The following is an 11,793-nucleotide window of genomic DNA, read 5'->3' on the forward strand; positions in this document are numbered from 1 at the left end:
TCAGCGGTGGGCGGTGCGGTGGGTGCGGTCGCGGTCGGCGGGGTGGTCATGCGGCCCGCCTGGGGGTGCGGGCCCCGGCGCGGAAGCCGGAGCGGATCGTGGCGGCGGCCTCGTGGTCGGTGAAGGCGCCGGCGGTGATGTGCCCGGCGGCAGCGTCGAGCAGCGCGCCGGTGGCGAAGTCCTCGCGCAGGGTGCCGCCGGCGACGAGCTGGCCCAGCGCCACGGCGGCCACGAACAACGTGTGGTTCCGGTGTCCGGGCTGCGCGGCCCGGACCTTGGTGGTCTCGCCGTCCAGGGCGGCGCGGACGTACCCGGTCACGTCGGTGACGCGGCCGGCCGGCGGTACCGGTGTGGTCCGGGTGACCGTCAGGTGCCGCCCGCCCGCGAGGCGCTGGACCAGCCACGCGGGCAGCGGCGCCGGGGCCGTCTCGCGCGTCACGGTGTACCGGCCCGCCGGGGTCGCGGTGGGCGGGGCGACGACGTACCCGCCCGAGCCGCGGGTGTCCACGAGCCACCCGAGCAACCCGGCGGAGTTCCCGAGCCGCTCGGGGGTGGTGAAGTACCGGTGCACCCCGCCCGACGGGGTGGTCACGGTCCAGGTGTCCGGCAGCCCGCCGTGCCCGGCCGCCAACGCGGCGAGGGTGTCCTCGCCGTTGGCCGCACCGCCGGTGAACTCCGCCGGCGGGATGGCGTCGCCGGGCTTGGGGGTGTCGGTGTCGATCACGAGCAGCCCGGACGGGCCGGTGGCGATCCCGACGCCCCACGGGCAGGTCATCCAGGCGCGGGTGATGCGGTCCGGGTCGGTGGTGGCGCGCTGTTCCCACCCGGTGTGCCCGTCCCGGCACCGGAAATCGGTCCGGTCGCAGCGGGCGGCGGGGTGGTTCGGGGTCGCGGGACGCTTGCTCCCCGGAATCAAGGGGAAGACGTGCCAGCCACGCGCCGCGGTGGCGAGCACCTGGTCCAGCAGGTCGTGAACTTCGGCGGTCATCTCGACTCCTTCGGCCTGGTCAGCGGCCTGATTTCGGCATGACAGGGGTAGGGACCTGTCGGTAGCGGTAGCGGGCTTCCCGGGCCCGCAGAGCGGCGTAGAGGTGGGTTTGCGGGGGTAGTGGCGGGGTGTGCTACCCCGCTACTTCCGCAGGATCATGCGGTTTTCGGTGGTAGCGGCTGCGCTACCGGTAGCGGGGGTCCCGCTACCGTCCGGCGCCGTCGCCGGACTCCTCGGTGGGCTGGTCAGGGTGCTGGTCGTGGTGCTGGTCGGTGTGGCGGTTGTGGTGGGTGGTGGCCTTCCCCGCGGCCGGGGTGGTCGCGGCCGCGGGGAAGGCGTCAGGGGTGCCGGGCTCGACGTCGACGGGCTCGAGCTCGGTGGGGTCGTACTGGTCGCGGTGGTGCCCGACGCAGACGGTGACGGGCAGGATGCGGCGGGCGGTGATGTGGACGACGACGCCGACGTGTCCGGCGTCCACGTCGGGCGTGGTCGGCACGGGGCGGATGCGGACGCGGTCACCGACTCGGAACACGTGCACGGTGCGGCTCGACGTGGTTGTGGTGGTCATGTCACGCCCCCGCCGCGAGGTCGTCCGCACCGGTGGTGCGGGCGTCGGCCAGCAGCCGCCGCGCGGTCCGGTCGGTGACCGTGTGCCCGTGCTCGGCGAGGGCGGACAGCGCGTCTCGCGTGGTCGCGTCCGGGTGGTCGGAGAGCAGGGCGGACACCACGGACAGCCGGGCTGTCCGGTCGGCGCTGACCGGCCCGGAAACGGGGCGGTTGTCCGGGCGGATGGTGGCCCGGACACGGGCGGTGTTGTCCGGGTGTCCGGCGGCGGACACGGCGGACAGTCGGACACTGTCCGCCCGGCTGTCCGGGCTCATGTCCGTGCCGTTGTCCGGGGTGCTGTCCGCCCCCGTGTCCGCCCGGTTGTCCGCAAGGGTGGCGGCCAGTGTCCGGGCGGCGGTCTCGCCGCTGTCCGCCCCGGACAACACCGGCCCGGACATGGCCCCGGACAGGTGGCCGGACAGCCCAGACAGCGCCGACCCGGACACACGGTGGTTGGTGGCCGCGTGCATGGCGGCGACGTCGGACACGGCGTCCGCGACGGCGGACAGCGCGTCCAGGTGCGCGGCGGCCCGGGCGCGCATCTCATCCGGGGGAACGGTGCGCAGCGCGATCGCACGGGCCTTGCGGCGCTTGGCCTCGGCGCGGGCGACGGCGCGCTGTGAGGCGGTGCTGGTGTCCGCCTCGTGGTGGGCGCGGGCGGCGTCCTCGGTGGTGAGGAACAGTGCGTGCATGCGGGCAGTGGCGCGCATGCTGGACCAGCTCGTGCCGGTGGCCAGGTGGCGATCCCCGATGAGCGCCAGGTGCCACATGAGCGCGGCGAGCAGCGGCACGAGGAACCGGAACACGGCCGCGCCGGCGGGGTGGTGCATGTACAGCTCGTGCCAGGCCGCGAACACCCCGGACGCCGACGACAGTCCCCACGTCAGGGACAGGAGCACCCCGCCGGGGCGGGTGTCCCGCGCGGCCTCACGCGCCAGCAGCGCCACGGTCACGAGGGACAGCTCGAAGACGCCCGCGGTGGCGTAGGCCGTGGCCGGGGACATCGCCAGGATGTCCACGCCGAACGACACCATCGCGAGGTAGGCGCCCACGGTGGAGATGGCGGCGACGGACACGGCGGCGGCCAGGACCAGGCGCCGGGACCGGCCGGTGTTCGTGGTGGTGTTCATGGTTCAGTCCTCCCCGTTCTCGTCCTGCCCGGGCTCGGCGCCCGGGTCGGTGGTGCGGGTGCGGTACTCGGCGGCGGTGATCGGCGCATCGTCGGCCAGCGCGGCGACGACGTCGGCGCGGTGGATGCCGCGCTTGTTGGTGCCGTCGTGCTTGACCTGGATCACGCGCACGTCGTGGGGCTTGACGGCGGCGTTGACCTGGGCGCCGGTCCAGCCGTCGTAGAGGTCGGGCAGGTGTCCGGCGAGACGTGCGGCGAGGTCGTCGGACCAGACCTTCCCGTTGGGCCACTCGGGGTCTTCGGCGGGCCACACGGCCAGCAGGTGGTCCAGGATCGTGCCCGTGTCGGTGTCGGTGGGTTCTTCCCCGGCGGCCATGCCGGTCAGGCGGCCCTGGGCGGCGCGCACGGCGCGGGCGCGGTCGGCGATGGTCTCGGCGGCGGGGGCGTCGATGAACGCGGCCCGGACGATGACGGGGTCGTCGCCCTCGCCGACCATGTAGGCCACGCCGAGGTCTTTGCGGGAGAACGTGGTGGCGGCGTACCCGGCGGCGTACATGCCGTCCCCGAGGACCATGTTGTTCTCGCGCCAGCCCATGACCTTGAGGCAGAACCGCAGGACCGCGTTGGCGGAGACCCCGACGGGGATGGACTTGTCGTCGGGGCGCTGCGTGGCGTGCCAGACCATGATCCCCGCGGCCGGTCCCCGGCGGACCAGGTCCTCAAAGATGGCGCGGAGCTCCTTGCCGTGGTCGGGGTGCTCGTACATCACCTGCGTCTCGTCATACGCCGCCAGGATCGGGTGCAGCCCCAGCGAGCGGTCCGACGCGAGCTCGTCGGTGACCTTGCCCTCCGGGCAGCGGGGGTCGCCCTTGAGGGTGGTGCGGATGACCTTGTAGCGGCGCATCATCTCCTTCTGCATCGCGCGGGCGTCGGCCAACAGTGCGGTGATGTCTTCGGGGTCGTCGCCGGACCTGTAGTAGTGCGCCACGGTCGCCAGGGGTGCGAGGTCGGCGCCGCCGCGCAGGTCGTGCACGTGCAGCTCCACGCGCGGGTCCAGCGCGGCCGCCAGCAGCAGCAGGCGCAGGAGGAAGGTCTTGCCCATGCGGGGGATGGCGCCCACGATCCCCGAGGCGTAGATCAGCGTTGTCAGCACCTTGCGGCCCCGCTGGTCCACCCCGACGGGCACGGGCTCAAACACGTTCACGGTGCCCGACGTCGCGAGCGGCCAGGGGGCGGGCTTGGACTGGCTCAACGCGCGGTCCGCGACGTAGAGGACCAGGTGGCCCTCGTGGGTGTCGGGGTCGCCCTCGGGCCACACGCAACCCAGGGGGCGGCGCAGCCCGGACGCGAGCTTGGCGCGCTTCTCGATCACCTCCGACGCGGTGACACCGATGGGCAGCTCGACGTCCACGCGGTATCCGGCGCCGTCACGCATGATCGGCGAGGTGAACCGCAGCGCGGACGGGTCGGTCTTGACCGCCCCCAGCGCACCGACACCGAGGGAGCCGAGCGCGTTGCGGATCAGGTCCTGGTCCAGCGGCGGCACCTCGGCCGCCTGGGCGGCGGAGTCCACGATCCGGCCACCGTCCCGGCGACGTCCGACGACGCCGAGCAGGACCAGGGCGGCGAGCACGGCGACGGCCTGCACCGGTCCCGGGGCACCGGACGCGACGACCAGGGCGCCCACGGCCAGGGCGGCGAGCAGGAGCAGCAGCGCGACGCCGCGGCGGCGCGAGCGGGCGCGATCGTCGTTCACGAGCCGCAGATACGCCTCAGGGCTCGCGGCGGAGGTCAGCAGGGCGCGGCGCACCTCGACGTTGTCGGAGTCCGCGACCCACCGCCACGCCGCCGCCGTCAGCCGCGCCGCACCGACCGGGGCGCGTCCCGCGAGGCGCAGCACGTACAGCGGGGAGCGCAGCGCGTGGAAGGCGGCCACGTGCCCGGCCCGGCGCCCGTAGTGCGCCACCGTCGCCACGGCAGCCTCACGCGACGTCAGCCACGCCGGGACCACCGCCCGGTCCGTGACGTCGTCGTGGTCGACCACACGGCCCGGACGCTGGACCAGACCGGCGGCGTCCTCGGGGGCGTCGATCACCTCACCGTCGAGCACCTCGGTTTCCTCGAGGGCGGACGCCCCGGCAGCCGGGGCGTCCGCCCCGTCGTCGGTAGCGCCGTCGGTGTTCTGGTCCAGCCCCCGAGCACGGCGAGCGTCCGCGAGGTTCACGACCTCACCGGCGGGCGGGACTTCCACCAGCTCGCTCCCCGCGACGTCGTCAGGCGCCTTGGGGCGGGTGTTGTCGGGCTTCTTCGGGTTCTCCTGCGGCGTCGTCATCACGCACCACCCACAGCAGACGAGATCGCCGACACCAGCGAATCAAGCGCGGTCTGGAACCCCGACAGGATCGGCGGCCCCACAGCCGTAGACGCCAGCGCCAGCCCGAACAGGGCACCCAGCACCAGCGAACCGGCAGACACCTTGCGGACGTACAGGCCCGCGATCACCACGACCAGCAGGACCACGAACAGCGATGCAGTCACCATCGAAATCAGCTCCCTCAGGCGGCCGCCGGCATGGCGGCATCGACGACGGGACGGACCGCCAGGCGGCGGACCTTCACGGGCGACGGGGCGACCCGCCGCGTGACGTAGTCCAGGGCGGCCACCGCGCGACGGTGCGCACGGACCGCGATCTCATCCGGCGAGTCGGCCAGACGGCACTCAGCCATCACCACCGCAAGCCCCGCCTCAATCACCGGCCACTCGTCCGCGATGGCGGCGAGCTCCGACGACGTCGGCCCCTCGTGCTTGGTCATCTCGCGTCCTTCCCGTTGACGGAATCCTGGCCACTGTTCGGACTGTCGTACCTGTACCAACAGGTTCGTTAGATGTTCCTACAGGGCGTACAGTCGGTACGTCAAGCCGAACGGGAGAATTGATGTCGACCCAGACGAAGCACGAGCGCCTCGCGGAGGCCATCCGACAGCGCATTGAGACAGGCGAATACACGGATCAGATGCCCTCTGAGGCGGAGCTGACGGCGGAGTTCGGGTACAGCCGCTCCACCGTCCGCCAGGCGTTCACGTCCCTCGAGAACGAAGGCCTGATCGTCGCCCACAGCGGCTCACGCCGGCAGATTCAGCGCGGCCGGCGGTGGTACTGGCCCATGTCCTCGTGGGAGAACTCCCACACCGCTGAGGCGGACGCGTGGGCGGTGTCGATCCGAGAGCAGGGCGGCACGCCGAGCGCCGAGGTCTCGGTGCACATCGAGGAAGCGAAGCCCGACATCGCGCGAGCTCTGCGCATCGAACCGGGCGACCGTGTCGTCGTCCGGCGTCGCGTCCGCCTGGTTAACGGCGAGCCGCACCAGCTCGCCGACTCCTACTTCCCGTTCTGGCTCGCTGAGCAGCACTCGGTGTTCCTCCAGCCGGGCGACCTCTCAGCGTCGGGCGGACTCCTGGCGTCGGTCGGACTCCCGCAGGCTCGGTACCTGGACGAGATCAGCGCCCGCATGCCCACGCCGAGCGAGGCGCAGCAGCTCAAGGCTTCCCGCGGCATCCCACTGATCGTGCATAGCCGTACCGGCTTTCACGCCGACGAGCGGCCGCTACGCCACATGGTGACTCTCATGACCGCCGACCGAGTGCACGTCTGCTACGAGCTGGAACCGTGAGCCGCTACACGCTCCGGCGGTGCACCGACGCCGACCGGAAGACGCTGCACGACCTCCGCAACGAGACCGAAGCATGGCTCTCCGCACGCGGGCTCGAAGAGCAGGCCGGCGCGCACTGGTCAGGAAGGGCGCACGCGGCGATCGATCGATACCTCGACGACGGGCGCTTCGTCGCACTGTGTGTCGATGGTGCTCCCGTCGTCGTCGGCGCGCTCTCCGGGCCTGACCTGGACTTCTGGACCGACGACGACGACCTTGGTGCCGCTTGGTACATCGCTCGGGTCATGACCGCGGACCACGGCAACGGCTACGGTGCACTATTCCTCGAAATGATCGCTGCGGCAGCCGCTGCCAACGGCCGCCGGGCGCTTCGGCTCGACTGCATGCGCGACAACACGCGGCTCCACGACTACTACCGCGCCCAAGGGTTCGGACTGGTACGTGTTGTGCAACGTCCGTGGCGCAAGTCGGGCGCACTGTTCGAGCGCAGCCTCGATCGGCTGATGCCGGCGCCGTGGGATCGCCGGGCTGCGCCAGCTGACCGGGATGGTCAGTGAACGGCAAGGGGCATCGGCTCCCGGAATCGCCGGCGTCCCGTTGCGCATGGCCCGATGCCCGCTCAGCGGTGCGAGTGTGACCGCTGCCACCCGTGCAGACCGGGTGAAGATGGACCACCCTGGTACCAGGTGGTACCAGGGTGGTCTCCGCTGAGGTACCGTGGAACCTCGACCCGCAGGAAGGACAACCATGTCTGCTGCAACTAGCCCAATCAAGGTGAGCGCTGAGGTTGACCAGATCCTCAGCGACGTGTCGCACTTCCTCGGTCGCAGCAAGAAGGATCTCGTTGACGCAGCAGTCCGCGACTATGTGGAAGCGCACCGCGACGAGATCAACGCAGGCATCAGCGACTCGATCAGTCGACTCGACGGTTCCGCCGCGTCCGTCGTCGCGCTTGTTGGCGACCTGAGCACGGAACGACTCGATGAACTCGGCGGCCTCCCTGAGCGCTGACCTCGCGGGCAGATTCCACCCGCAGTTTCGCCCCGCCGGTGTGCGTCAGCGTTGCTAGCATCCCGGGCATGTCGATGCAACCAGTTCGGCCAACCCGTAGGGCGATCCGCGATCTCGGCGTAGCCGTGCCCACCATCGACATTCAACTTCACGACGTCGACCACGCCCTGATCGGGAAGGCGCAGGCTCTGCCGGACTCGGTCGCAGCAGGTGGAGCAGAGCGCATCTCCTGTATCCGCGACAGTGTTTGGTTCAAGGTTAAGGTCGACGACTATCGTGGCGCGGCACATCAGGTGGCAGATCCACTAGGAGCGTCGGGGGCACTGGGGGAGTTGGACCTCCCGGATTGGTGGATTGGCGCGGCAGGCCGGCGCAATCAGGACTCGCCCCAGCATGACTTCTACTCGCGACTAAAGTCCGAGGTGGGCGCAAAAGGGTCTGCCCATCTGGGCCCCGACTCCTGGGACACTGATCGATTTCAGGCTGAAGTTGCCTACCTTGTTACGACAAGAATCCAAGACGCGGTGAGGCGAGCTGCGGGCGCTTCGCTATACAGAAGCTGCCCAGTAGAAATTGCAGTGGGTGATGTCAAGGTCGATCTTAGGATCCGAGTGGTGGCGTCTGGTGAGGCGTACATTGCTGTCGCAGCCAGAAACATTGTCGATCCGAAGTTCTACGCAATCCTCTTTAGCTCCTTTCCAGGAATTGAAGCGTCGGCATGGATGCCTGAACCGGCGCCGCCGCTCAATCTAAGCCCCGAAGGTGGCGAGGTGGTGTACTCAACGTACTTGCCGCCTGATGTCCAGATGGAGCTTCCGCCACCCTCAACTTGGCACAGTGGGGAGGATGAGGCTCACCAGGCGACGCCGGCCGACGACGCATGACAGTTCATGCCGTGCGCGCTTCGGTGCGTTGGGGACTCACCAGTAACTCATCGGGATGACTGGCGGATGCGACTTCGCGTTGAGTTCGGCGCGCGGGCTGTATCAGAACGACATGGGGTCGACGGAAATCACTAGTCACTCGGAGGGTGCTGCCTTCTTGGGCTGAGCATTATACCGAGCCAGACACGCTGCGCTGACAGGATACTGGGGGACTCGCCCGAAGGTTTCGGACGTGCAACTACCTACTGTTCCTCGACAGGTTCCTCGACGTAGAGGACCTGGATCGATCTGATCTGGGGCTCCAGGAGGAGAGCGACGCGTCCTGTCTCGCTGATCTTCGAGAACTTCGTCTCGTTGGGCTTTCGCCGACGGAGCCGTCCGCCGAGTGCAATGTTGCGTTGGCTGTCCTCGGGGTCGGCGTCGAGCCCCTGAAAAGTCCCTTTCCAGGTCGTGCCATCGAGGAGCTCAACGATTAGGTATGGATCGGAACCTCCTTCGGGAACCCATCGGATGAACGCACGATTCCAAAGTCTCCCCGGTTCGATCGGGGCGGTACGGGGAAAGCGCCATAGCGACAGTCCGAGTGCGAGCGCGCATGCCAATGAGGAGGTCGCGACAACCGCGCCGAGGTACGGCAGCGACTCCGCGACCGTCGTAGGTTCGAACGCCTGCAACCGCCTGTAGAGCGGCAGCCACACCCAGAAGAGGAGCACCGCGGCCACACCCGTCGCGGCGAGCGATGCAAGGACGACGCGTGAGGCCTCGAGGAGCACTGTCTCCTTGACCGACGGCATGTGGCGGTCGCGTTGCAGCTGCCAGACGATACCTGGAGCGAGCAGCAACAAGAACGATACGACCGCTGCCGTGCTACTCGGGATCAATCGTCGTTGTCGTCGTCAGCCACTTCGGCGGCCGTCTTGCCGCTCAGCGTCTGTGACTGGATCTTCGCGTAGGACGAACCGACAAGGCTCTCCCTGATTTCCTCGCGCTCATTCTTGGCCACAGTTCCTCCCAAATCCATGCTGCGCCCTGGGGACGGGCCGCCGCCCAGATTTTCTCACGAGCGTCGGACATCAGGAAGGTGCCGCGCGGGTGAAGAACCAAGCAGCACAACGAGTGTGCACACTTGACATCTTCGGCCCCGGGATACGAGCCTCCCTCCAAGCGTGTGCGGACGACTCGCCGGGAAGTTAGCAAGGACAGCGGCCAAGAATCGGAAGTTCTCGAGTCTTATCCTAGGAACCCCGGAAAAGCTTGCTGAAGCAAAGCGACCAGCCCCGCGTATGCGGCATTCGTCGTGACTCCTGCGGCAAGCGATACGGAACCCGACTTGACGCGGTCCAGGAAGCTCCGAGTCGCCTCAGCCGGCGCCTGCCCGTCGGATTGCAGCGCCTCGGAGAGCGCCTCGATTCCTGCGGAATCTAGGAATGGTTGGGCGGCGTCAAGAAGCGCGGATACGTCCCCAGTTTGGACCTTGACTACACTTGCGGCCGTTCCTGATGCTACGGACGCTTCGTTGCCGATAGTGATAGTGGCGCCGTCGGCATAGATTGATCCGATTTGGAGATGGACGATCTCTCGCAATTGGGGTTGATCGCTTGCGGTAGGGCCGCCTGAATTCCCGATCTGTGTAGATACCTCCTCAAAGCTTAACGCGAGGTCGAGCGCTGTTGACTTTACCTGATCTATGGATCCGAGAAGGTGTGTGCGCGGCATGGCCACATGCGCATCGTTTGCTGACATCATTGAGAAGGTCGGAACCTTTCCCTGTTCAACGAGGTCGCGATATAGCGCGAGCCACGCGTTCGGGAGGCGAAGGCTGGGGTCACTGTCTCCGGTCGCGAGCGACTCTAGTTCGGCAATCGGTTCGCGAAACCAAAGCGACTCCATAAAGCTCGAAAGTTCGTCGGGAAGTTCCCTCGGGTACATTGGTCGCGTAACACTGCTTCCCATCGGTCCATCGAACCGCACCTTTATCGGGAGATGGGCGCCGGAGCGGTAGGTTGGTACCTGGGCCGTCTCGCTATAGCCGCTGAGTTCACCGCGCAGCCACTCGGTTAGTTCATCGGCACCGGCTCTCCTACTTACGACCAGGAGTCGGCGAAGGGCGTCGGCGGCTCGTACTTGAGGGTCAGACAGTGCATCGATGGCTGCTGCGAGTGCTGTGCTCATGCCCTCGGATTCTGCACCATGAGTCGTCACTGCGGTGCTGGCCGACAGGGTGAGATGTGGAACTCAGTTTGTGCGGTCGCAGGAGTGAGGAGGGCAGGATTGGTTCGGGGGCGAAGCGGCGCCCTGGTGGCGTCGCGCGTAGTCGTACTCACGCGTCGCAACGGCAGGAAGGGGTGAAAGTTGCTTGTGCGCCCGCGCTTTGAGCGTCTGGTTGGGGCGACCGGCTCTAGGGTCTGGTCATGGTGGTCTGGATCTGGGGTGAGGCCGTTGGCCGGGCTAACGCGCTCACGGGCGGGCGCTCCTAGTGGCGCGTCCTCGGCAGTTGGATGATCCGTACCCGGAGGTTCTGGGCCGGGCGTTGGAGATGTACGCGCGAGGTGACCGGGAGGCGGCGCGGGCGGCCTTAGAGCAGATCCGGTTCGAGCCGGCGCCGCGACGGGTTGAACGCGAGCCGTCGACGTCGGTGAAGGTACGTGTGTACGCGCGCGACTGCTACCAGTGCCGGTACTGCGGGGAGAAGACGATCCTCACCTACGTGATGCGGCTGCTGGCGCGGTTGTTCCCTGACGAGTTCCCGTATCAGAGTAATTGGAAGGCTGATCAGACACATCCCGCGTTCGTGTCGCGGTCGACGACGCTGGACCACTTGGTGCCCATCGCCGGCGGTGGGGACCCTCTTGCCGAGTCGAACCTGGTGACGGCCTGCTGGGGCTGCAACCGCCGTAAGGGAGACCTCACGCTGGACGAGCTGGGTTGGGATCTGCTGGATCCGGCAGAGCCGGCCTGGCGTGGATTGACGGAGCTGTTCGAGCCGGCTTGGGAGGCCGCCGGCCGTCCGCGGTTGACCAGCGATGAGATGACGTGGATGCGTGCGACTCGGGCGTCGGGTGCCTCGGGTGGCTGACGAAGAGCGACGGCGGAGATAGACAGCCGGGTGGCTCACCACAAACTCACCGGAATGACCGGCAACGAATGGGTACGGCCGCATCTCGACGAGACCCCTGGGGAACTTGAGAGAGAACGGCTGTGAGCAGGTTGGAACTCACCGGTCATCCTGAGACAGTGGCCTGCCCAGACTGAATAGGTCGTCGGTTCGATTCCGACAGGCGGCTCACCGGGCGAAAGCCCAGGTCAGACCCCCGAAGTCATTCGGCTTCGGGGGTCTTCTCTTTGCCCTCGGAGCCGGTCTGTGGGGGTTAGCGGCCAAAACGGGTTAGCGGCCAGAACGTGTGGATGGCTCGGGCGCGTCGTGGGGTCAGGACGAGCGTCCGCCCCAGCCCTTTCGGGCCCACAGTCCTTCGTCCGCTGTAGCAGTCGTGCCGTAGCCGCCGGG

At 68.4% G+C, this 11,793-nt stretch carries 14 protein-coding genes; 5 read left to right on the forward strand and 9 right to left on the reverse strand.

What is annotated here, in order from left to right:
* Nucleotides 1–46: 46 nt before the first annotated feature.
* The 6 genes from EYB28_RS04225 to EYB28_RS04250 all read right to left on the reverse strand — a co-directional run bounded on the left by EYB28_RS04225 (nucleotide 47) and on the right by EYB28_RS04250 (nucleotide 5,536).
* The gene (locus EYB28_RS04225) at nucleotides 47–988 is read right to left on the reverse strand and encodes a bifunctional DNA primase/polymerase (RefSeq protein WP_166845099.1); all 942 of its coding nucleotides are present in this window, start codon (nucleotides 986–988) and stop codon (nucleotides 47–49) included.
* A 205-nt stretch (nucleotides 989–1,193) separates the two neighbouring features.
* Complete coding sequence (locus tag EYB28_RS04230; RefSeq protein ID WP_166845101.1) at nucleotides 1,194–1,556, reverse strand: hypothetical protein; 363 nt, start codon at nucleotides 1,554–1,556, stop codon at nucleotides 1,194–1,196.
* 1 nt (nucleotide 1,557) lies between these two features.
* On the reverse strand, nucleotides 1,558–2,724 hold the full coding sequence (locus EYB28_RS04235; RefSeq protein ID WP_166845103.1) for a hypothetical protein: 1,167 nt from the start codon (nucleotides 2,722–2,724) through the stop codon (nucleotides 1,558–1,560).
* Between the two features lie 3 nt (nucleotides 2,725–2,727).
* Nucleotides 2,728–5,055, reverse strand: coding sequence for a cell division protein FtsK (locus EYB28_RS04240; RefSeq protein WP_166845105.1), 2,328 nt, complete (start codon nucleotides 5,053–5,055; stop codon nucleotides 2,728–2,730).
* On the reverse strand, nucleotides 5,055–5,264 hold the full coding sequence (locus EYB28_RS04245) for a hypothetical protein (RefSeq protein ID WP_166845107.1): 210 nt from the start codon (nucleotides 5,262–5,264) through the stop codon (nucleotides 5,055–5,057). Before EYB28_RS04245 ends, EYB28_RS04240 begins: the two co-directional genes overlap by 1 nt.
* A gap of 14 nt (nucleotides 5,265–5,278) precedes the next feature.
* Nucleotides 5,279–5,536, reverse strand: a complete 258-nt coding sequence (locus EYB28_RS04250; RefSeq protein WP_166845109.1) for a DUF6284 family protein — start codon at nucleotides 5,534–5,536, stop codon at nucleotides 5,279–5,281.
* Nucleotides 5,537–5,658: 122 nt separating this feature from the next.
* Between EYB28_RS04250 and EYB28_RS04255 the strand changes: the two genes are divergently transcribed.
* From EYB28_RS04255 to EYB28_RS04270, 4 genes are all read left to right on the forward strand, one after another.
* A complete protein-coding gene (locus EYB28_RS04255; RefSeq protein ID WP_166845111.1) occupies nucleotides 5,659–6,393 on the forward strand; it encodes a GntR family transcriptional regulator in 735 nt (244 codons plus the stop codon).
* Nucleotides 6,390–6,950 carry a GNAT family N-acetyltransferase gene (locus EYB28_RS04260; protein WP_166845113.1) on the forward strand — a complete coding sequence of 187 codons (561 nt, stop codon included), beginning with the start codon at nucleotides 6,390–6,392 and terminating at the stop codon, nucleotides 6,948–6,950. The genes EYB28_RS04255 and EYB28_RS04260 overlap by 4 nt, the downstream gene beginning before the upstream one ends.
* A 217-nt stretch (nucleotides 6,951–7,167) precedes the next feature.
* Nucleotides 7,168–7,404 carry a hypothetical protein gene (locus EYB28_RS04265; RefSeq protein WP_240930383.1) on the forward strand — a complete coding sequence of 79 codons (237 nt, stop codon included), beginning with the start codon at nucleotides 7,168–7,170 and terminating at the stop codon, nucleotides 7,402–7,404.
* 68 nt (nucleotides 7,405–7,472) lie between these two features.
* The gene (locus tag EYB28_RS04270) at nucleotides 7,473–8,288 is read left to right on the forward strand and encodes a hypothetical protein (RefSeq protein ID WP_166845117.1); all 816 of its coding nucleotides are present in this window, start codon (nucleotides 7,473–7,475) and stop codon (nucleotides 8,286–8,288) included.
* A 242-nt stretch (nucleotides 8,289–8,530) separates the two neighbouring features.
* Here the strand turns inward: EYB28_RS04270 and EYB28_RS04275 are convergent, their stop codons facing one another.
* The 3 genes from EYB28_RS04275 to EYB28_RS04280 all read right to left on the reverse strand — a co-directional run bounded on the left by EYB28_RS04275 (nucleotide 8,531) and on the right by EYB28_RS04280 (nucleotide 10,460).
* Nucleotides 8,531–9,169, reverse strand: coding sequence for a DUF6338 family protein (locus EYB28_RS04275; protein WP_255461455.1), 639 nt, complete (start codon nucleotides 9,167–9,169; stop codon nucleotides 8,531–8,533).
* The gene (locus tag EYB28_RS20485) at nucleotides 9,166–9,291 is read right to left on the reverse strand and encodes a hypothetical protein (RefSeq protein ID WP_255461456.1); all 126 of its coding nucleotides are present in this window, start codon (nucleotides 9,289–9,291) and stop codon (nucleotides 9,166–9,168) included. Before EYB28_RS20485 ends, EYB28_RS04275 begins: the two co-directional genes overlap by 4 nt.
* A 227-nt stretch (nucleotides 9,292–9,518) precedes the next feature.
* Complete coding sequence (locus EYB28_RS04280; protein WP_166845120.1) at nucleotides 9,519–10,460, reverse strand: hypothetical protein; 942 nt, start codon at nucleotides 10,458–10,460, stop codon at nucleotides 9,519–9,521.
* A 322-nt stretch (nucleotides 10,461–10,782) separates the two neighbouring features.
* Between EYB28_RS04280 and EYB28_RS04285 the strand changes: the two genes are divergently transcribed.
* Nucleotides 10,783–11,364 carry an HNH endonuclease gene (locus tag EYB28_RS04285; RefSeq protein WP_166845122.1) on the forward strand — a complete coding sequence of 194 codons (582 nt, stop codon included), beginning with the start codon at nucleotides 10,783–10,785 and terminating at the stop codon, nucleotides 11,362–11,364.
* Nucleotides 11,365–11,793: the final 429 nt, after the last annotated feature.

This window comes from Isoptericola sp. BMS4 (assembly GCF_011634835.1).
In the GTDB taxonomy this organism is placed as follows: Bacteria; Actinomycetota; Actinomycetes; order Actinomycetales; family Cellulomonadaceae; genus Isoptericola.

Excerpts from the sequence above, each read along its gene's own strand:
- EYB28_RS04255 (WP_166845111.1), top strand. The coding sequence starts at position 5,659 with ATGTCGACCCAGACGAAGCACGAGCGCCTCGCGGAGGCCATCCGACAG.
- EYB28_RS04225 (WP_166845099.1), bottom strand. The coding sequence starts at position 988 with ATGACCGCCGAAGTTCACGACCTGCTGGACCAGGTGCTCGCCACCGCG.
- EYB28_RS04230 (WP_166845101.1), bottom strand. The coding sequence starts at position 1,556 with ATGACCACCACAACCACGTCGAGCCGCACCGTGCACGTGTTCCGAGTC.
- EYB28_RS04250 (WP_166845109.1), bottom strand. The coding sequence starts at position 5,536 with ATGACCAAGCACGAGGGGCCGACGTCGTCGGAGCTCGCCGCCATCGCG.
- EYB28_RS04270 (WP_166845117.1), top strand. The coding sequence starts at position 7,473 with ATGTCGATGCAACCAGTTCGGCCAACCCGTAGGGCGATCCGCGATCTC.
- EYB28_RS04240 (WP_166845105.1), bottom strand. The coding sequence starts at position 5,055 with ATGACGACGCCGCAGGAGAACCCGAAGAAGCCCGACAACACCCGCCCC.
- EYB28_RS04280 (WP_166845120.1), bottom strand. The coding sequence starts at position 10,460 with ATGAGCACAGCACTCGCAGCAGCCATCGATGCACTGTCTGACCCTCAA.
- EYB28_RS04235 (WP_166845103.1), bottom strand. The coding sequence starts at position 2,724 with ATGAACACCACCACGAACACCGGCCGGTCCCGGCGCCTGGTCCTGGCC.
- EYB28_RS04245 (WP_166845107.1), bottom strand. The coding sequence starts at position 5,264 with ATGGTGACTGCATCGCTGTTCGTGGTCCTGCTGGTCGTGGTGATCGCG.